This window comes from Pyrinomonadaceae bacterium (assembly GCA_036277115.1).
In the GTDB taxonomy this organism is placed as follows: domain Bacteria; phylum Acidobacteriota; class Blastocatellia; order Pyrinomonadales; family Pyrinomonadaceae; genus UBA11740.
The window spans coordinates 315584-335295 of record DASUNM010000021.1 but is presented as its reverse complement, the minus strand read 5'-3'; the positions used below and the strand labels follow the sequence as shown (position 1 = coordinate 335295).

The 19712-nt window shown below is 55.2% G+C and carries 19 protein-coding genes; 10 read left to right on the top strand and 9 right to left on the bottom strand.

The features are described from left to right. Positions 1-102 precede the first annotated feature (102 nt). Positions 103-1689: an L-glutamate gamma-semialdehyde dehydrogenase gene (gene pruA / locus VFX97_05830; GenBank protein ID HEX5702698.1), complete on the top strand. Its 1587-nt coding sequence runs from the start codon at positions 103-105 to the stop codon at positions 1687-1689. 184 nt (positions 1690-1873) lie between these two features. Next, a complete protein-coding gene (gene fmt, locus VFX97_05825; GenBank protein HEX5702697.1) occupies positions 1874-2803 on the top strand; it encodes a methionyl-tRNA formyltransferase in 930 nt (309 codons plus the stop codon). 1 nt (position 2804) lies between these two features. On the opposite strand, the gene VFX97_05820 is transcribed toward fmt, so the two are convergent. Then, positions 2805-4202, bottom strand: a complete 1398-nt coding sequence (locus tag VFX97_05820; GenBank protein HEX5702696.1) for a DUF58 domain-containing protein — start codon at positions 4200-4202, stop codon at positions 2805-2807. 51 nt (positions 4203-4253) lie between these two features. Further along, a complete protein-coding gene (locus VFX97_05815) occupies positions 4254-5228 on the bottom strand; it encodes a MoxR family ATPase (protein ID HEX5702695.1) in 975 nt (324 codons plus the stop codon). A gap of 167 nt (positions 5229-5395) precedes the next feature. Between VFX97_05815 and VFX97_05810 the strand changes: the two genes are divergently transcribed. The 4 genes from VFX97_05810 to VFX97_05795 all read left to right on the top strand — a co-directional run bounded on the left by VFX97_05810 (position 5396) and on the right by VFX97_05795 (position 8983). After that, a complete protein-coding gene (locus VFX97_05810; protein ID HEX5702694.1) occupies positions 5396-5860 on the top strand; it encodes a prepilin-type N-terminal cleavage/methylation domain-containing protein in 465 nt (154 codons plus the stop codon). Positions 5861-6080: 220 nt separating this feature from the next. Continuing rightward, positions 6081-6449 (top strand): nuclear transport factor 2 family protein, encoded by a 369-nt coding sequence (locus VFX97_05805; protein HEX5702693.1) that lies wholly within the window; start codon positions 6081-6083, stop codon positions 6447-6449. A 38-nt stretch (positions 6450-6487) separates the two neighbouring features. Continuing rightward, on the top strand, positions 6488-8005 hold the full coding sequence (locus VFX97_05800) for a sulfatase (GenBank protein HEX5702692.1): 1518 nt from the start codon (positions 6488-6490) through the stop codon (positions 8003-8005). Between the two features lie 51 nt (positions 8006-8056). Then, a complete protein-coding gene (locus VFX97_05795) occupies positions 8057-8983 on the top strand; it encodes a hypothetical protein (protein ID HEX5702691.1) in 927 nt (308 codons plus the stop codon). 623 nt (positions 8984-9606) lie between these two features. Here VFX97_05795 and groL read toward each other — a convergent pair. Then, positions 9607-11253: a chaperonin GroEL gene (groL, locus tag VFX97_05790; GenBank protein ID HEX5702690.1), complete on the bottom strand. Its 1647-nt coding sequence runs from the start codon at positions 11251-11253 to the stop codon at positions 9607-9609. A 65-nt stretch (positions 11254-11318) separates the two neighbouring features. Next, positions 11319-11642 carry a co-chaperone GroES gene (locus VFX97_05785; GenBank protein ID HEX5702689.1) on the bottom strand — a complete coding sequence of 108 codons (324 nt, stop codon included), beginning with the start codon at positions 11640-11642 and terminating at the stop codon, positions 11319-11321. Between the two features lie 416 nt (positions 11643-12058). On the opposite strand from VFX97_05785, the gene VFX97_05780 reads away from it, so the two are divergent. The 3 genes from VFX97_05780 to VFX97_05770 all read left to right on the top strand — a co-directional run bounded on the left by VFX97_05780 (position 12059) and on the right by VFX97_05770 (position 16474). Continuing rightward, positions 12059-12766 (top strand): Crp/Fnr family transcriptional regulator, encoded by a 708-nt coding sequence (locus VFX97_05780; protein HEX5702688.1) that lies wholly within the window; start codon positions 12059-12061, stop codon positions 12764-12766. A 323-nt stretch (positions 12767-13089) separates the two neighbouring features. Beyond that, a complete protein-coding gene (locus tag VFX97_05775; GenBank protein HEX5702687.1) occupies positions 13090-14982 on the top strand; it encodes a hypothetical protein in 1893 nt (630 codons plus the stop codon). Between the two features lie 190 nt (positions 14983-15172). Beyond that, positions 15173-16474: a glucoamylase family protein gene (locus VFX97_05770; protein HEX5702686.1), complete on the top strand. Its 1302-nt coding sequence runs from the start codon at positions 15173-15175 to the stop codon at positions 16472-16474. Positions 16475-16481: 7 nt separating this feature from the next. Here the strand turns inward: VFX97_05770 and VFX97_05765 are convergent, their stop codons facing one another. From VFX97_05765 to VFX97_05745, 5 genes are all read right to left on the bottom strand, one after another. Then, on the bottom strand, positions 16482-16820 hold the full coding sequence (locus VFX97_05765) for a tetratricopeptide repeat protein (protein ID HEX5702685.1): 339 nt from the start codon (positions 16818-16820) through the stop codon (positions 16482-16484). Positions 16821-16867: 47 nt separating this feature from the next. After that, positions 16868-17224, bottom strand: a complete 357-nt coding sequence (locus VFX97_05760; GenBank protein HEX5702684.1) for an antibiotic biosynthesis monooxygenase — start codon at positions 17222-17224, stop codon at positions 16868-16870. A 48-nt stretch (positions 17225-17272) separates the two neighbouring features. Further along, positions 17273-17656: a hypothetical protein gene (locus VFX97_05755; GenBank protein ID HEX5702683.1), complete on the bottom strand. Its 384-nt coding sequence runs from the start codon at positions 17654-17656 to the stop codon at positions 17273-17275. Further along, positions 17653-18513 carry a TIGR02587 family membrane protein gene (locus VFX97_05750; GenBank protein ID HEX5702682.1) on the bottom strand — a complete coding sequence of 287 codons (861 nt, stop codon included), beginning with the start codon at positions 18511-18513 and terminating at the stop codon, positions 17653-17655. The genes VFX97_05755 and VFX97_05750 overlap by 4 nt, the downstream gene beginning before the upstream one ends. 216 nt (positions 18514-18729) lie before the next feature. Then, the gene (locus VFX97_05745) at positions 18730-18999 is read right to left on the bottom strand and encodes a hypothetical protein (GenBank protein HEX5702681.1); all 270 of its coding nucleotides are present in this window, start codon (positions 18997-18999) and stop codon (positions 18730-18732) included. Positions 19000-19228: 229 nt separating this feature from the next. Between VFX97_05745 and VFX97_05740 the strand changes: the two genes are divergently transcribed. Next, positions 19229-19684 carry a response regulator gene (locus tag VFX97_05740; protein ID HEX5702680.1) on the top strand — a complete coding sequence of 152 codons (456 nt, stop codon included), beginning with the start codon at positions 19229-19231 and terminating at the stop codon, positions 19682-19684. Positions 19685-19712: the final 28 nt, after the last annotated feature.

Sequence of the window (19712 nt, the reverse complement as noted above, 5' to 3'; positions counted from 1 at the left end):
GGTGTTCTCTGTGAGTCCTCTGTGCCTCTGTGGTGAATACTATCGGAAGGCTCATCAACCACAGAGACGCAGCGGCCCACAGAGAAACACAAAGGAAAAACCATGACTGAATTTCAAAACGAACCATTTACTGATTTCAGCAAAGAAGAAAATGCACAGGCAATGCGCGACGCCCTTGAAAAGGTAAAAGCGGAGCTCGGCAACGAATACCCGCTTGTCATTGGCGGCGAACGGATCAAGACCGGCGATACGCTGGACAGCATTAATCCGGCCAATCGCACGCAGGTCGTCGGCAAGTTTCACAAAGCCACCAAAGAGTTGGCTAATAAAGCCGTCGAGAGTGCTGCTGAGGCCTTTAAAACGTGGCGCAACGTTCCGGCCCAGGAGCGCGCCGATCTTTTGTTCCGCGTCGCCGCAACGCTGCGCGAGCGCAAGCATGAATTCTCGGCATGGATGATTCACGAAGTCGCGAAGTCCTGGCCCGAGGCCGACGGCGACACCGCCGAGGCAATCGACTTTCTTGAGTTCTACGCGCGCGAGATGCTGCGCTACGCGGGTGACCAGCCGCTGACGAAACTCAAAGGCGAGGACAATCAGCTTGAATACATTCCGCTCGGCGTGGGCGCGGTGATTCCACCCTGGAACTTTCCCCTCGCGATCATGGCGGGCATGACTGCGGCTTCAATCGTCACCGGTAACACAGTCGTTCTGAAGCCTTCATCCGACGCACCGACCATCGCTTACAAGTTTTTTGAATTGCTTGAAGAAGCCGGCATGCCTGCGGGTGTCGTGAACTTCATGACCGGCTCAGGCGCGGAAGTTGGCGATGTCGTGGTCGATCATCCCAAGACGCGTTACATCGCGTTCACCGGCTCGAAAGAGGTTGGCCTGCGCATCAATGAACGCGCGGCGAAGGTGCACGATGGGCAGCTTTGGATCAAACGTGTCGTGGCTGAGATGGGCGGCAAAGACGCGATCATCGTCGCCGAGGACGCCGATCTCGAAGAGGCCGCAACGGGCGTTGTGCAAGCCGCATTCGGCTTCCAGGGTCAAAAGTGTTCCGCCTGCTCGCGAGCCATCATCGATGCGCGCATTTACGATCCGATGATTGAGAAGATTGCTGAGCGCACGGCGAAGATTAAGCTCGGCGCTCCATCCGACAACAGCATCACTATGAGCGCCGTGATCAACGAGAAAGCTTTCAAGTCCATCAACGGCTACATCGAAAAAGGCCAGGCTGAAGGCGGGCGGTTGATTGCCGGCGGCGGCTCAGACGGCGAGCAAGGCTTTTTCATCGAACCAACGGTGATTTCCGATGTGAAACCGGGCTCGACCATCGAGCAGGAAGAGATCTTCGGCCCGGTTCTGGCTGTTATTAAAGCAGACAACTACGACCACGCGTTGGAGATTGCGAACGACACACAGTTCGGTCTGACCGGAGCGGTTTACTCCACTGACGAAGCGAAACTCGATCGCGCACGTAACGAATTCCATGTTGGTAATTTGTACTTGAATCGCAAATGCACTGGCGCGCTGGTTGGCGTGCATCCCTTTGGCGGTTTCAACATGTCAGGCACCGATTCCAAGGCCGGCGGTCGCGACTACCTTCTGCTGTTTATGCAGGCAAAGCTTTCGTCCGAGAAAGTTGGCGCGACGAGGAAACGCGCCGAAGCCGGCACGGCGATCTGATTATCGCGCCGTAGGCGCGAGATGTTTATAGATTCCGGAGTCACAGAATGAGCAGCCGGTGGATAATGCGTTGCATTTTCCACCGGCTGAATTCTTCATGAGAACTTCTTTTCTATAAACATTCTGCCGCTACGCGGCTGCTTCATCTGTCGTGCACGGCTCGTTAACTGTAAACTGCTCAACAATGCGCATTGTTTTCATGGGTACGCCTGAATCTGCCGTGCCGTCTTTGCGACGGCTGGTTGATGACGGTCATGAAATCGTCTCGGTCTGGACGCAGCCGGACAAACCGGCCGGGCGCGGAAAGAAGCTGCATCAGTCGCCCGTGAAAGAATTCGCGATTGAAAACCACCTCACAATTCATCAACTGCAAAAGATTAGAACTCCGGAAGCGAAAGAGTTGTTCGCCTCGCACCAAGCGGATGTCGCCGTAGTTGTTGCTTATGGAAAAATTCTGCCGGCTGAATTCCTGAACGCGCCGAAGCACGGCTGCATCAACGTCCACTTCTCCCTCCTGCCAAAGTATCGTGGCGCCGCGCCGGTGAACTGGGCGATCATAAACGGTGAAGAAGAAACCGGCGTCACCACGATGAAGATTGTGCAGGAACTCGATGCCGGACCAGTTCTGCTTCAACAGGCCACGAAGATCGGTGAGCGCGAAACCGCTCCGGAACTCATGTCCCGCCTATCCGTAATGGGGGCCGAACTGATTAGTGAAACCCTTAAGAATCTGCACGACATCGAACCAAAGCCACAACTTGATCCGGAATCCACGCTCGCGCCGATCCTCAAGCGCGAAGACGGTCTCATCGACTGGGCGCTGGATGCGTTTGAGATCGAGCGACGCGTGCGCGGTTTCCAACCCTGGCCAAATGCTCACACGTTATACAAATCTCGCCGTCTAATTATTTGGGAAGCACAGCCGCAACAAACCGTTGAAGTTAGCGAGGCCAACGGGCGAATCTTAAAGGTCGATGGCGACGAACTGGTCGTCTCAGCCGGTGATTCAACTGGTTTGCGAGTTAGTCAATTGCAGATGGAAGGATCGCGCCGGATGACGGCGCGCGATTTCATCAACGGCGTTCATCCGCAGATTGGTGAGTCGCTCGGTTAGCTCACAGGAAAATCACAAACGCCCGCCGCCAGATGTGCGCGGGAATCGATCCCTGCGGTGCGGCAGTCAGCAGAATCGAGTAGTTTCCATCCGGTTGGTGCCCGCGCAACTCAACTCCTTCGGTGATCGCGCTCGGCCAGAAATCGCTCGGGACCTTCTCTTCGTAACGCGCCATCGCCAGTCTTCTCAGGCAAGCGTACAACTGCTCCGGCCCGGTGCTATACGGTCCACGTTCTGAGCCGAGCACTAGTGAAACTTCTGCGCGCTCGTCGATGAAGTGTTTTACCAGCGACGCCGCCTGGACAACTCCATTTTCGAATCGAATCCGGAAGTTCTCTCGATCGATGTCTTCCGTCAGACGCGTGTCCAGCATGATCGTAATGCGCCGCTCGTCTTCGGCCGCGAACTCGCGCACGGTCAATCGCCGCGCGCGCGCCGTCGCCTTCCAATCGATGTGCCGCAATTCGTCGTGCGCCTGATAATCACGCAATAAAAGTAAGTCGTGGCCGAAGCCGCGGCGAAATGAAGTCCGCTGGCCCGTGAAAAGCGGCAGCAGGTGTAGCTCGTCAGGAATTGGTTGCGGCTTTGGATAGACGACGATGTCGACTTCGCGCGTCTTCAAGCGACGGCGGTGACGGAAGAATCCGAACGGAAATCGCGTCGAAAGCTCGAAACCGGTGACCAGAATGTGACCGCGCTTGGGGAAGAGTTGCTCGACCGTTTGCTCGGCCGACGCGCGATGGGGCACGTACGTGAAATAGCCGAGCGTGCGTTTCAAATACCGGACCCGGTGCTTCCATCTCTGCGGCTTTGACTTGCCGGATGGGCCACGCGCTTCGACCAGGATTGAGAACGAAGGCAGCGCTCGCTTTTCATTCTTGACGGTGACCAGCACTTCGGCGGGCTCACCGGCGAAGATGTGATCGGGAAAGCGCGCCGCTGCGGTCAGGTCGCGCAGCGCCAGACGCGCCACCGCCCACGACACGAACAGAGTCGAAAGCATGATCGAAAACACCAGAAACAACAGATTGTTCCCCGTGTTCCATGCGGCCAGCGCGACGATCAAAAGAATAACGATGAAAATGACTCCGCCGCTCGTGACTTCCAAAGGCAACCCGCGCCGGCCCACTTCAGCGTACGCAGAGCGCGCCAGGGGCGGCACGATCAGAATCGTGATCAGGAGGGCGAAGATGAGTGAAGCGACGGCGCCCGTGCCGACCAATCCCGGGTCGCCAATGCGCCGGGCAAAAATTGTGAAGAGTGCGGTCGCAAGACCGGCAAGCACCAAAAGGGTGCCGAGAATCGCGTTACGCCAACGGGCGAGAAGATTTCGGATTTCGGATTGCGAATTGCGAATTTCTGTTCCGGGACCGCGATTTGACGTGCTTTCACTATTCACAATGACAAGTAGTTGTCGAATTTCGAAATCCGCAATTCGAAATTCGCAATTTTAGAGCGGCACGCTGACACTCTTTAGGATCTCGTGAAGCACGGCTTCGGCTTCTTCGCTCCGGCGCATCGCAGAGGCGTAACGCGAGCTCACGGTAATACGGTGGGCGAACACAGGAATGACGAGTCGCTTCACGTCGTCGGGGATGCAGTAATCGCGTTCTTCTGTCAGCGCGAGCGCCTGCGCCGCCCGGAACAACGCGAGCGTGCCGCGCGGACTAACGCCGAGATCGAGCATCTCAGAGTTACGCGTCGCGGCTACGATCCGCATTAAGTAATCCACGATCGCGTCATCAACGGTGACTTTGGCGACCGCTCTCTGTAATTCGAGAATCTCTTCGGCTGTCATAACCGTCTGCACTTCGTCGAGCGGCTCTGCGTGTTCGCGGTCGCGGAGCATCTGCTTTTCATCAATTAGACCCGGATAGCCGATTCGCAGACGGAGCATGAATCGATCCACTTGCGACTCGGGCAGCGGATAGGTGCCGTGGTGCTCGATCGGATTCTGCGTCGCCATCACGATGAACGGCTGCGGAAGTTGATGCGTGACGCCCTCTACGGTGACGTGCCCCTCGGCCATGGCTTCCAGCAATGCGGACTGGGTCTTGGGCGTGGTGCGGTTGATTTCGTCGGCCAGGATTACGTTCGCAAAGATCGGTCCCTGCCGCCATTCAAATGTCGTGGACGTCTGATCGTAAACCGACAAGCCGATCACATCCGACGGCAAGAGGTCTGACGTGAATTGAATCCGCTGGAATGAACAGTCCAGGGCCCGCGCCAGGGCGTGCGCCAAAGTCGTCTTCCCTACCCCGGGCACGTCCTCAACCAGCAGATGTCCGCCGGCCAGAAGCGTGACGATTGCCAGGCGCACAGCCTCTGTCTTTCCGCGAATAACGCGCTCGATTTCGGCTTGCAGCAGATTGACTTTCTCTGCGGTGGTCACGAGCGGGGCATCGGCGGTGCGAAGGTTTCTCATCAAGCCGCCATTTTACATGCATTATCAGGCGCTCGCTATCTTCCTTTGGGCGGCGGACCTGATTAGCGTGACGATTCTCGGCGGTGGTAAGATTTGGCGGTCAGGCTGGCGCGCCGCTTCTTTTGGAACTTGCGGCGCTGCGAGTCGTTTTTAGCAAAGGAACTTTCATGAAGAACACCCTCAAGGCAAGACGTAACGAACAGGGCTTCACGCTCATCGAGCTGATGATCGTGATTGCCATTATCGGCATTTTGATTGGTGCGGCTGTAGTGGGCTGGCGTGCAGCAAACCGTTCGGGAAATGAAGCGGCCACGATTCAGAACCTTAAGACAATCTCAGCCGTTCAGATCCAGTACTACAACACGCGCTCGCGGACGTTTGGTACCTTCGAACAGCTAACCAAGGAAGAGTTCTTAAGTTCAAAATTCTCCGGGAACCCGCCAGTTGCGGACGGCTATCTCTATACCCTGAACGTCACGCCGAAAACGGCAAACTCGAGTTCGTCGTATACGCTTAACGCGGATCCGGTCGACGCCGGCTCCGGCACCAACCACTTCTACATCGATTCGAACGACAGCAGCATTCACGTCAACCCGGCGCAACCCGCCGGACCAAAGGACCCAGTACCATAGTATCTTCGATCGATTGACTCGAAGACGGACGTTAATGAAGTCACTTCCGGGAGCTAATCCCTCTCCCTTTGGGAGAGGGCAGGGTGAGGGTTCTCGACGAAGTCGAGAATAGCGACCGGGTCTCACCGCAACTATTAATCACCCGAAGTTCAACCCGGTCGCTATCGCTCCCGGTACTGACCTCAACAAGGAGAATCCGCGAATGCAGGCAGAGCAGAAAATGACTTCAACCGACGACCGCGAAGCGATCGCGCGCACGATTCAAACGTACATCGATGGCGGCAGGTCAGGTAAAGGCAATGACATGAAGCCGGCGTTCCACGATGGAGCGACCATCTACGGCTACATTGGGCCAGACTTGATCGGCGGCCCGATCCAGACGCTGTTTGACTGGAACGACGGCAACGGCCCGGCTACTGAACTCAAATCCAACATCGGCAACATCGACATTCAGGGCACCATTGCGACCGCGCGCGTCGAACTGGATAACTGGACCGGCCATAAATTCACGGACATGTTCACGCTGCTAAAGACCGACGGCGAATGGAAGATCATTAGCAAGGTTTTCTATCTTCATCCCGAAAACTAGCGCGAAAGGACTCGTTCAACCTCGCGGAAATCGATGCGATGAAGCGGCAAGGCTTCAGGGCGATTGAAAAAAGCTGCAGCGTGCGCTTCTGCACCCGGTGGCATAAATTGCTCGCGATACACAAGAAGCGTTTTGTCGTCAGCATCGTCTTGGTTTTTCTCGTTCTGATCTTTCCCGCATCGCGCTTTGCCAACCAGCCTCGTTCCGTCAACTCGCGACCTAACATCGTCTTCATCCTGGTTGACGATTTGCGGTGGGACGAGCTCGGCATAGCGGGTCATCCTTATCTCAAGACGCCAAACATAGACCGGCTCGGCCGAGAGGGCGCGTACTTTCGCAACGCCTTCATGACCACGCCGCTTTGCTCGCCTTCGCGCGCCGGTTTTCTGACCGGACAGTATCCGCACACACATGGGATCATCGACAACGTTGACCGTTCCGCCGCCAGTCATCGTCTGATTACATTTCCGCTGCTGTTAAAAGAGGCGGGATACGAAACCGCGTTTATCGGCAAGTGGCATATGGGAAACGACGACACACCGCGCCCGGGGTTTGATCGTTGGGTGAGTTTCAAAGGCCAGGGCTCTTATCGTGATCCTGATTTCAACATTGACGGCGTCTCGGTTAAGGGTTCCGGCTACATCACAGATCTACTGAACGGCCATGCGGTCGAATTCATCAAACGGCGTCACGACAAACCATTTCTGATTTATCTGGCGCATAAGGCCATACATCCCGAAGTGATGCAGCACGATGATGGCAGCGTGAATCTTGCGCACGCAGAAGTTTTTATTCCGGCCGATCGTCATCGTGGTCTTTACGCCGGGGCGAGAATTCCACGGCGAGCGAGTTACGGGCGCGCGCCCCACGACAAGCCGGCATTGCAGCGCCGCATCGGCAACCTGACGCCTCTGGGCGCACGCACGGTCACCAGTGACGAAGCGATACTCGGGCGGCAGCGTTCATTCATGGCGGTTGAGGAAGGAGTCGGTGAAATCCTCACCGCTTTGAAGCAAACCGGCCAACTCGACAACACGGTAATTGTGTTTGCGAGTGACAACGGCTACTTCTACGGTGAACACGGACTCAGCGTCGAGCGACGACTGGCATATGAAGAATCAATCCGCATGCCTTTGCTGGTGCGATATCCCAGGCGAATCAGCCCTGGCACGGTGCGAAACGAGCCGGCCCTCAACATCGATCTCGCGCCTACAATTTTGGAATTAGCAGGTGTCCCGGTACCGAAGACTATTGAGGGCCATTCGCTTGTCCCATTGATGACCGGCAGCCGGCGCGCCTGGAGAAATTCGTTTCTGATTGAGTATTACTCAGACAAGGTGTTTCCTCGTATTCTGCAGATGAGCTACCAGGCGGTGCGCACTGATAACTGGAAGTATGTCCACTATCTCGAGCTGGACGGCATGGATGAACTCTACGATCTACGAGCCGATCCATTTGAGATGAGGAACCTGGTGAACGATCCTCGCGCGGCGACAGCTTTGGCAAAAATGAAGCTGGAGTTAAAACGATTGGCTAAGACATCGGCGACGAGATAACCCTCTGCCCACACTCGGCAGTGATGAAACGGAAAAGATCCGATTAGCTAAATGCCCAAACGCGAAGACCCGATTGATGGACTATTTAAGCTTCCCTTGACCGAATTCATCGGCGGGCGCAAGAAACTGGCCGCTCAACTCAAGAAGGATGGGAATGCGGATGAGGCGGAACGCGTTAAGACGCTAGCCAAGCCGCCCGTCTCTGCCTGGACTGTGAACCAACTCTATTGGACGCATCGCGAAGAATTCGACGAATTGCTGGCGACCGGGCAAAGATTCCGCAAGGCCCAGACGTCCGGGAAGATGGCCAACATGCGGGAAGCTCTGGACGGACGACGCGAGGCGCTCTCGCAGCTTTCCGATCTGGCCACTGAAGTCCTCCGCGACGCTGGTCACAACCCGTCACTCGATACGCTGCGACGCATTACCACGACCCTCGAAGCGCTCTCGTCATACGAAACACTTTCCGAAGGACTGACACCGGGGCGACTAACGCAGGACGTCGATCCACCCGGCTTCGATTCATTCGGCTCGTTCGTCCCCAGCGCCGTTAAAGAGAAGCGCGCGCCGGATCCGCCGAAAGTGAGTCCGCCAAAAACATCAGTCACTGCTTCAAGTAAACCGGAAAGCACAAAAGCGGCTGCCGACACAACTCAGCGTGAAGAGCGACAAGCACGAATAAATGCCGCAAAGGCTTCGCTGCAAGTATCAAAGAAGTCTTTGGCCGCGGCGCGTGCGATGACAAAGAGTCTGGAAGCTGCGCAGAAGCGGGCCGAGGCCGTCGCGAAAGAAGCCGAGAAGCAGAAGCGCCAGGCCGAAGAGCGCTTCAAGAAAGCAAGCGCTTCATCCGAAGATGCGATCGAACGCGTGCAGAGTATCGATGCGGAATTAATAGAAGCGGCTAAGGCGTTGCAGGAGGCGGAGCGAGCCGTCGATAAAGCAACCCGAGAACTCGAGACGTCGTTTCGCGGGTCCTAGTGGCCACAGAGCTTTTTCTCAAACGTCGAAGTTCCACGTCTCTCATTCACACCGGGCTTCAGCCGGTGATGAAAGACCGTGAGAATCATAGGAACCGTTTCAACGGTAATAATATACTTGACTCATCAATCAACTCTGATTGTCGTGAATGAGTCAGCCCGAGGGGCTGAAAGATAGTAGCCGGGGGTTGAGCGCGTCAGCGCGCACCCCCGGATCGAAGTGTATATAATCTCTGACCCTGGAAGGGTCACAGAAACTCGTCTTGCACCCCTTCAGGGTGCGAATTCCAGGTCGACGTGTCCGGGGGTCTACGCTTCGCTGCGATCCCCGGCTACTCTCTTGCAACCCTGCGGGTTGCGAAACCAATTGGTGTGTCAAGTATATTGAAACCGTTGAAACGGTTTCTTAGTGTCGTTTGCCAGGGCAAGTCTCCGCAGGCAATCGCCTGAGTAGCTTACGAAGCAGTAAACCGTTAAAACGGTTCACTAGTCTCGCACTTGCTTTTCACCGGGCCAGAGCCCGGTGTGAATGAGAGCTGCCTTTTCGGACTCTTGAGGCAAATCGGCGGAAAAAGACGGGAAGCCCCGTGATAAAAATTGAGGCCTCCCATCCAGTCAGGGGAATTACATATCCATGCCGCCGGGCATTGCCCGTGGCTTATCATCGTCCTGGAGCTCAGAAATCAGAGCTTCAGTGGTCAGCATCAGGCCTGCGATTGACGCGGCATTTTGCAGCGCGCAACGCGTGACTTTCGCAGGATCGATGACGCCGGCAGCCACGAGATCCTCAAAAGTCTCAGTCGCCGCGTTGTAGCCAATGTTCGGGTTCTTTTCGGCGCGAACCTTCTCAACGATCACTGCGCCTTCTTTGCCCGCGTTCGCGACGATCTGACGCAGCGGCTCTTCCAATGCGCGCCGCACGATGTTGACGCCAATTTGCTCGTCTACATCGCCACTCACTTCGCCGTCGTTATCCGTTTCGAACAGCTTGAACTTATCGAGCGCCTTCGCCGCGCGTATCAAAACCACACCGCCGCCGGGCACGATGCCCTCTTCAACTGCGGCGCGCGTGGCGTTCATCGCATCTTCGACGCGGGCCTTCTTCTCTTTGAGTTCCGTCTCGGTCGCCGCGCCGACACGAATTACCGCGACGCCGCCAACCAGCTTCGCCAGCCGCTCCTGCAATTTCTCTCGATCATAATCCGACGACGTTTCTTCGATCTGAGCTTTTAGAGTCTTCACCCGGGCTTGCACGTCTTTGGTGGTGCCGTCGCCATCGATGATGGTCGTCGTGTCTTTGTTGAGCGTTATCCGCCGGGCGCTGCCAAGATCCTCAAGCTTGACGCTCTCAAGTTTAATCCCGAGATCGTCGCTAATGACTTTGCCGCCAGTCAGGACCGCAATGTCTTCAAGCATTGCCTTACGCCGATCACCAAAGCCTGGCGCTTTCACCGCGGCCACTGCGATCGTACCGCGCAACTTGTTCACCACGAGCGTCGCCAGCGCTTCGCCTTCGACGTCCTCGGCAATAATCAGGAGCGGTTTACCCAGCCTGGCTGCCTGCTCAAGAATTGGCAGCATGTCCCGCAGCGAGGAGATCTTTTTCTCGCTAAGAAGAATGACCGGGTTCTCCAGCTCAACTTCCATGCTTTCCGGATCGGTGACGAAGTAGGGCGAAAGGTAGCCGCGATCGAATTGCATTCCTTCGACCACTTCCAGGGCCGTCTCCATCGTCTTCGAGTCTTCGACGGTGATGACGCCATCCTTGCCAACCTTCTCCATCGCCTCGGCAATCAACTCGCCAATGGTGTGGTCACCGTTCGCGGAGATGGTTCCGACCTGGGCGATCATTTCTCCCGAGACCGGCTTCGCCATCTTCTCAATCTCTTTGGTGGCACGTTCGACCGCCTTGTCGATGCCGCGCTTCAAGGCCATCGGGTTTGCACCTGCCGCGACAGTTTTCACGCCTTCGCGGAAGATAGCCTGCGCCAGCACAGTCGCTGTGGTAGTTCCGTCGCCGGCGACGTCGCTGGTTTTCGAAGCCACTTCGCGCACCATTTGCGCGCCCATGTTCTCCATTGGGTCTTTCAGGTCGATCTCTTTCGCCACCGTTACTCCGTCTTTGGTGATGGTCGGGCTGCCGTATTTCTTATCGAGCACAACGTTCCGTCCCTTTGGTCCCAAAGTAATTTTCACTGCGTCGGCGAGCTGATTGACGCCTCGTAAAATTGCCGCGCGCGATTCTTCGCCATGAGTTATTTGTTTTGCCATAATCTTTTCTTCTCCTAATTAAAACTAAAGTTTTGAACCAAAACTGTCGGTTCCGTTACACCAGACTATTTACCTTTTTTTCCACCGGCCGCTGCGCCGGCGCGCGTGATGACGCCAAGAATCTCGTCCTCGCGCATGATCAAAAGCTCTTCGCCATTGACCTTAATCTCAGAACTGCTGTACTTGCCGAACAGGACGCGATCTCCTGCTTTGACGTCCAATGTTTGGCGCGTTCCATCTTCCTTGTACTTGCCCAGGCCGGCGGCGATCACTTCACCCTCTTGCGGCTTCTCTTTCGCTGAGTCGGGAATGATGATGCCTCCACGAACCTGTTCGCCTTCATCAATGCGTTTCACGATTACGCGATCGTGTAGTGGTTGAATATTCATTGTCATAACTTGTTACAATCTCTTTCTAATGTGGATCGCCAGGAGCCTGAGGCAGAGCGAATGACACGGCGGGCTTGTTCTAGTGTAAGGACTCACCGAGACAAGACCAGTCGTGTGCCGTACTCAGAACGAGCTAATACAACCTGAACTCTTGGTATTTGAGCTGTGGATGTCAGATGGTCTGGGGGATTCCAGAAGAGCTGAGAAAGGAGTTAGCTGGTCTCGGTTCTGTTTGACCCTACGCTTCGGTGCGTTATATGTCAACGGGAGCATATAGGACACAAGCAACACATAAAGCGCACGCGGTTGACTGGCATTGCAATTCCCTTTTTGAAGCTATTCGCACGTAGGGTAAAATGTGCGTCGACCAATTGGTAGCTTTCAAACTTGACCGCCCCTGGATTCTTTAAGTTTCTATGACAGCAGAGCTCTCCAAGCCGGTTGAAAACCGGTTGCTTGCCGCGCTTCCGCCGGATGAGTATGAACGGTTGCGACCAAACTTGCTGCCGGTTTCATTCACTCTCGGTGAAGTTGTCTACGAATTCGGGGGACAACTGGATTACGTCTTCTTCCCGACAAACTCGATCGTCTCGCTGCTCTACACAATGGAAAACGGCACCAGCGCCGAAATGGGTTTGACGGGCAATGATGGGGTCGTCGGAATCGCTCTCTTCATGGGTGGCGGAACTATGCCCAATCGCGCCGTCGTCCAGAGTGCCGGGGGCGCGCTCAGGATGAAAGCAAAAGTGCTGCAAGATGAGTTCGCCCTGGGAGGCAAATTCCAACATTTGCTGTTGCGTTATACCCAGGCGTTGATTACTCAGATCTCTCAAACGGCCGTTTGCAACCGCTTGCACTCAGTCGAGCAGCAATTGTGCCGTTGGCTTTTGTTGAGTTATGACCGCATTCCCGGAGATGAACTGATCATGACTCAGGAACTGATCGCAGACATGTTAGGGGTACGCCGGGAAGGTGTGACGGTGGCTGCCGGTCGCCTTCAGGATTCAGGAGCGATTAGTTATGTGCGCGGCCGTATCAGGATTCTCGATCGCGAAAAGCTGGAAGCGACCGTCTGTGAGTGTTACCGGGTGGTGAAAGACGAGTTCGTGCGGCTGCTGGGATAGCTCATCTGCTCAGTGCTTTGTCGAATTCTCCCCTTTGTGTGGTAACGCACAGACCGCGAATTGCCCTCATGATATAAACCTCACTTAGCTCTGCTTTAGAAATTCCTTTCGACATCTCGGATCAGGTCAGCAACCTTCTTCTTGAGCCGTTTGTAAATTTCCCGAAAAGGGCTGTAGCGAGAGGAAGTTGTCTCCACGTCTCTCCGTCTGATTCAAGTCACAAGATTAATGGTGCCCTCAATATCAGGAAACGTGTGTTTAGAAAACATTGGTAACAGCTAGCAAAAGCTGAAAGGAAAAAGATGAAGAATTCAAAACGTATAATGTCAGGATTTATCCTGTGCGCGCTCGCCGTCATCGGCGTCACCGCACAGGCGCAGCGGCGCCCTGCCCGCGTCAATGACCGGCAGGTCGCCAGCGTACTTCAACGAATCGAGCGGAGCACTAACACGTTCCGTAACAGTCTCAACCTCGCCCTGGTGAACCAGCGCGTTGACCAGACGCGGCCCCAAAATAATATCAACACGTTCGAACCGGACCTGGGAACGGCAATCGATCAATTCAAGAATCGCTTCGCCACCCGCCAGGCGGACTCTACCGACGTTCAGAACATTCTGCAGAAGGCTTCACTCGTGAATGGTTTCATGAGTCGCCATCGCTTGAACACTCGAGTGCAGAACGATTGGGCGGTGGTGCGGACCGACCTTAATGCGCTGGCGACTGCCTATGGCACAACCTGGCAATGGAACCGCGAGCAAGGCTCAACCAGTCAGTCAAACAGGCTGCGGGACAGCGAACTCAATCAGCTAATTCAGCGGATCGAGACAAGCGGTGCCAGGTTCCAATCGAGTCTCACCGACGCATTCAGCCGGAGCCGTTACGAGCAAACGAATGGCGAGGTCAACATGAATGATGACGTGCGGGACTTCAAGAGCGCCACGGCGCAATTGCGCAACCAGCATAACGCCAGACAGCCAGTTGCCGACGATATCGAACGCATGCTCGCGCTGGCCAGACCGATTGACACATTCATGCGCAGCAATCAGCTCACGAACCGGGCGCAGACTGATTGGTCAACGCTGAAGAACGATCTAAACACGTTAGCCGGCGCATTTAATGTTTCCGCGAATTGGCAGGACGTCAATCAGCCAAGTCTGCCGCAATACAGCTCGAATAGTCGCTTAACCGGAACGTACAGGTTGGATTCGTCGCGCAGCGACAATCCCCGTGATGTTATTGAACGCGCGACACGGAACCTTCCCAGCAACCAGCGACAGGGTGTTTATGACCGCATGCTTGCCCGGCTCGAGTCGCCGCAAATGCTGGCCATCGAGCGGAATAATTCCACGTTGAGCCTCGCGTCAACACGCGCTCAGCGTTCCACTTTTGAAGCCGACGGCGTCGAGCGCCAGGAGCAACTCAATGGTAGAACGAGCCGAGTAACTGCGACCCTGCGCGGGGAACAGTTAGCGGTGAACTCAACCGGCTACCGCGAGAATGATTTCAACGTCACTTTCGAGCCTATCGAAAATGGCCGCCGCTTGCGCGTAACGCGCGAAGTCTTCGCAGACCGGCTGAACCAGCCCGTGATTGTTAATAGCATTTACGACCGGACTTCAGATGTTGCTCAATGGAATATCTATAACGGTTCCGGACCAGTGCTCGGCAACTCAGGTGTGAACAACGGCGAATTCATCCTTCGTGATGGTGAAACCGTTGTAGCTGTCCTGAACAATGACCTGACCACCAAACGCACCACACAGGGCGAAAGGTTCACCCTGACGGTCCGCGAGCCTGGTCAGTACGAGGGCGCTGTCATCGAAGGCACGGTTGCCAGTGTTTCCCAAAGTGGAACGCTAACCGGCCGATCGGGAATGACGCTCAACTTCGACTCGATCCAGTTGCGCAACGGTCAAACTTACAGATTCGCCGGCACTCTTTCGAGTGTGAGAAATGCGAATGGCGAGACAGTTAGCGTTGACAATGAAGGAAGCGCCCAGGGCGACAACCAAACGACTCAGACTGTCACTCGGACAGGCATTGGTACGGCCATTGGTGCGATCATCGGCGCAATTGCCGGCGGCGGCAAAGGCGCGGCGATTGGCGCGGCCATCGGTGCGGCAGGAGGAGCCGGCTCAGTATTCGTGACCGGCAAGGAAAGCCTCGAACTTCCGCAGGGCACGGAACTAACGATTCGTGCAGGCTCGCCGAGATAACTATCCAGTGAAGCAGCCTTAGTTGGAGATTCGACCAGGTTGCTTCGCTAATGATTAAGAGCCAGTCGGGGAGGGTTCCACGGTCGAGCGTGATCGTGAAACCCTCCTCTTCTCTTTTTAGGATCACATTTTTCACAACGGCTCGAACGGCTTGGGAGGGCGCGCAAGACAATCTACTATTTGCAGGACCATGTCGTCCCGGAAGCTGAGACAACCCACGTTCTCCGACAAGAAGCTCGCGACGCTCCAGCGGGTTACCTTTAACTACTTCCTGAAAGAAACAAATCCACGGAATGGCCTGGTACCGGACAACACACGCCAGGGGGCACCGTGCAGTATCACCCCGACCGGATTTGCACTCGCTGCTTATCCCGTTGGGGTCGAGCGCAAATTCATCACGCGCCAGCAAGCGATCAAGCGAACGCTCACCACTCTGCGTTTCTTCTGGCATAGTCCGCACGGGCCGGAACCAGACGCCACCGGATACAAAGGCTTCTACTATCACTTCCTGGACATGAAGACCGGGCGCCGGACGTGGGATTGCGAGCTGTCGACAATCGACTCCGCGTTCTTGATCGCGGGAGCCCTAACGGCCGCGGAATATTTCAACCGCGACACGGAGAATGAACGTGAGATTCGCACGTTGGCCGAAGCCATGTACCGCCGCGCCGACTGGCAATGGGCCCGGAACCGCGGAGTCACGGTCACGCATGGATGGAGACCGGAAAGCGGCTTCATCAAATATCGCTGGTCCGGGTACAACGAAGCGCTGATTCTTTACGTCCTCGCCCTCGCATCGCCGACCCACCCGGTGCCCGCCAAGAGTTACCGGGCATGGACAAGGACCTACAAGTGGAAGAAGCTTTACGGCCGCGAGTTTCTGTATGGCGGACCGCTCTTTCTCCATCAGCTATCGCACATGTGGATCGATTTTCGCGGCATTCAGGACGACTTCATGCGGAAGCATGAGAGCGATTATTTCGAGAACAGCCGCCAGGCTACCTACATTCAACAGCAGTACGCTATTCGCAATCCGCGTGGCTTCAAAAGCTATGGCGAATACATTTGGGGGCTCACCGCGAGTGATGGCCCCGGACCGGCCCGCAAGAAGATCAAAGGTAAGTTGCGCCGGTTCTACGACTACATAAACCGTGGTGTTCCTAACGGGCCCGATGACGGCACGCTTGCTCCCTGGGCCGTGGTTGCTTCACTTCCCTTCGCCCCCGAGATCGTTCTGCCTTCGATCCAACATTTCGACAAGGCTTTTCCTGAGATGACCAGCAAGTATGGATTCAAGTGCAGTTTCAATCCCACGTTTTCGACGGCATTGAGCAAGGAATGGATCTCGAAAGGCTATTACGGTCTGGATCAGGGCCCGATCGTTCTGATGATTGAGAACTACAGGTCCGAATTTCTCTGGCAGCTGATGCGCGGCTGTCCTTACATCATCGCCGGTCTTCGCCGCGCCGGATTTTCGGGCGGGTGGTTGTAATCATTAATCATTGGCAGAGAGCATCACTGCCGCCGTCAACACCGTCCAGCAAGGCTTGCATATGTTGTCCGGCCTTCCACGCGCCGGTACGCCCCGCGGCTTCAATGCCGTCTTTCCACACCTTCTGTGCTCCGGCAACGTCATCCATTTTGGCCAACGCGGTGCCCAGCATCTGATAAGCGGCCGTGTAATCCGGATTGAGAGTCACGACCTGACGCAAAGACTTCGCTGCCTCAGCCCAGTGCTCCAGCTTGAATTGTTCACTGGCCAAGCCATACCAGATCATGGCGTTTTCCGGCTGCTCGGTGAGCATTGCGGTGAAGACTTCGATTTTCGATTGAGCCATAAGATTTTCTACTCAAGCGCTTGGATTCAGATCTGAACGAGATCGGTCTAGTGCATGTTGAATGGACCGCCGTGCGGTTCAGGCGCCAAGTCGGGCCGTGAGGAATCCTGCAGAACCTCGTGCAGCTCCAGCACATTCGTTTTCGAGTACGCGTCTTTCGGTAAAGTGCCTGACTGGGCGTGACCCTTCACGAATGCGTCGGACCGGACCCAGTTGAGAAAATCCTGGCGGCTTTTCCACATCGTGAAGACAACGTAAGGGTCTCCATCGTTTACCGGGCGCAATATCTGATTGGAAATGAACCCGTCCATCTTATCCACCAGACCGGCTCGCTCCCGGAACACCTTCTCAAAGGCGTCTGCGTACTCGGGCTTCACATAAAGTCGATTGGCAACAGTTATCATTAGCGTGTCTCTCTTTTGTTTTCGTCAGTTTGGTTCGGCGAGAAGCGCTCAGGGTTTTTGGTACCCCAGAACGCGCGCTTTAAGTTGAGCTGTGCGGGGATCTTGATCAAAAGTAACCCATCCTTCGCGGGTAGCATGGCGGGGCAGAAAAGCCACATCAAGTTCCCCGCGCGCTTTTTCCTCCCCAGCGTTCTCCATCACTACTTGAATGCGCACTCCCTCAGCTGTTTCGTCGCCGTGATTAGTCACCGTGACAGGCACCACGAAATTGAACTGGCGCTGTTCCGGTTTACCAAGGCGGACCTCAATGCTAGGCGGCTCGTTTCCTCTTGAGGCGCCTGCATAGATGAGATACCCGATGGTGGAGAGAACCAGGATGAGACCGACGGCAAAGACAATCCATTCCAACCAATTCTTTTGGACCTTTTTCATTGCAACAATAGCCTTCCCGCGGATGCGCCGAGTGTCCCCGCTAATCCGAGCGCGATGGTTTGAGCCAGCGCCGTGTACATTGTCACACCGTCAAAGCGCCCGAAGAACCAGAGGACCATTGCCGAAGCAGTTAACGCGATCGCATACGTAAGCACAGAGCCCAGCAGAATAAAAGTTGAATGGTCCGCGCGGACAAACTGTTCGGCACCCTTGAAGTCGCTGTAATGCAGAACCAGGAAAGCAATTAAGAGCGAAAACACTGCCACTCCCGCCAGCTTTAGCCATGATGTGTCAATTCCAACGATCACGATTTCTTCGGTAGGCGCCAGGTTCGCGGCGAAGAGTATGGCGCCGAGAAATCCAAGTATCATCTGACCTCCGAAGTGAATCTCATTCTTAGAGGAGCTTCCTCCCATCCCCTCGTCTGCTTTGCCCCCAGCGCCAAGCTGGGCGGTCCCGATTGAAACGCCGATTGCCACCGTCATCGCCTCCACGACAATGACCCCGACAATCTCATTAGTAGGCATTTCAAGCGTAATCCGGCCGAGTAGGAAGAGAACGAGACCTGCGAGGAGAAGACCAATACCCATCTCCTCGACTGAGTCAATTGCGACTTCCTTCATGCTCGAGTCGCGCCTTAACCCAGCATAGCGATTGTAGCCAAGCAATAAGAGAAACGTTACGACTACATAGGCTATCAGCCGGTAAGGATGCGCGGTAAATCCAGCCCACCAAACTTCCATCGTGTACAAGAGGGGCAAGCTGAACATTAACCCGCCAGCCACACCGCGTCCGTATTCCTGAATGGATTTGGCTACCGGGCGTTCTCTTACTCTTGAATTACTTGATCGTGCCATTCGGAGAGAAGTTATTCCCAGAGATCAGTGGGAGCAGTTTTTACCATATCTATTCGAGCTAATCTAACTCCAGCTCGATCGATCATCGTTGGCGCCGGTCGCCGCTTTTTGTGTTTACTAACGAGATATTGCCAGGACGGTTCGCCGAAGCGGAATAAATCGCGCCTTGCTTTTGGAATGTTCGCTTACGCAAAGATAGGCCTTATCACCGCCAACCTATTCCGCGCTCTTATCTTGCTCGCCTTGGGCGTCATCCTTTTGACTATCCACAGTATCTTTGAGGAATAGTGGGGTTTCCGGTTCCTTCTTAATTGGTTCTGTGACCGGTTCTTTGACCAGTTCTTTAGTGTCCTGGTCGCTCAACCCCTGACCAAGTTCGTACCCGGCCTGCCAGTACTTCGTGTCTTCAGAATTGAGTCCTGCTTCAACGCCCCTGGTGAACTCGCGCGAATTCGCATCTGCATCTGTCTTTTGGCTGTCGCTCATTGTTGTCTCCTCTGAGGAATGTAGTCCGGCGAAGAATTCCCGTCTGTGCGCCAGTACACATACGTCGAATTCAGCAGAGAATTGCGGCCGCTTATACGCGCAAGGCCGCTGCGAATATTTCACCAGAAGATTTATTTGGGATATGTGTGTTAACGCACAGACCGGTGTCTCAGTCGGATCAATACTTAGCCTCTCGAATAACAACTATCCCCTGAATTAGGAGGCGAAGATGCTAGACGACGCCCGACTCCGAGTTCTCTGCGTTGATGACGACGAAGACTCGCGCGCGATGTTAACCGCGCTATTAAGGCTCGAATTTATCGAAGCCAAAGCTGTGGGAACCGGCGCCCAGGCTTTGTCGTCGAGTCAAGCCGAACCGTTCGACCTATACATGCTGGACTCGCGCTTACCCGATGTGGATGGCTTTGAATTGTGCCGCCGGCTGCGTGCCATTAATCCGCACACGCCGATTATTTTCTTCTCCGGCGCCGCCTTTGAAATCGACAAAAAGAAGGGCATCGAGGCGGGTGCTAATGCCTATGTCACTAAGCCCGACCTTGATGGCCTGGTCAGCAGTATTAAGCAATTTGCTTCCCTGGCACATAGCCCCAGGGGCAAGGTCATTCCGTTTAGGCGAAAGCCGCACCGCTCATCGACTTTCACTCTCGAACCCGCCGCAGCTTGATATCGGAGCATTTCGACTAGCACGAAGT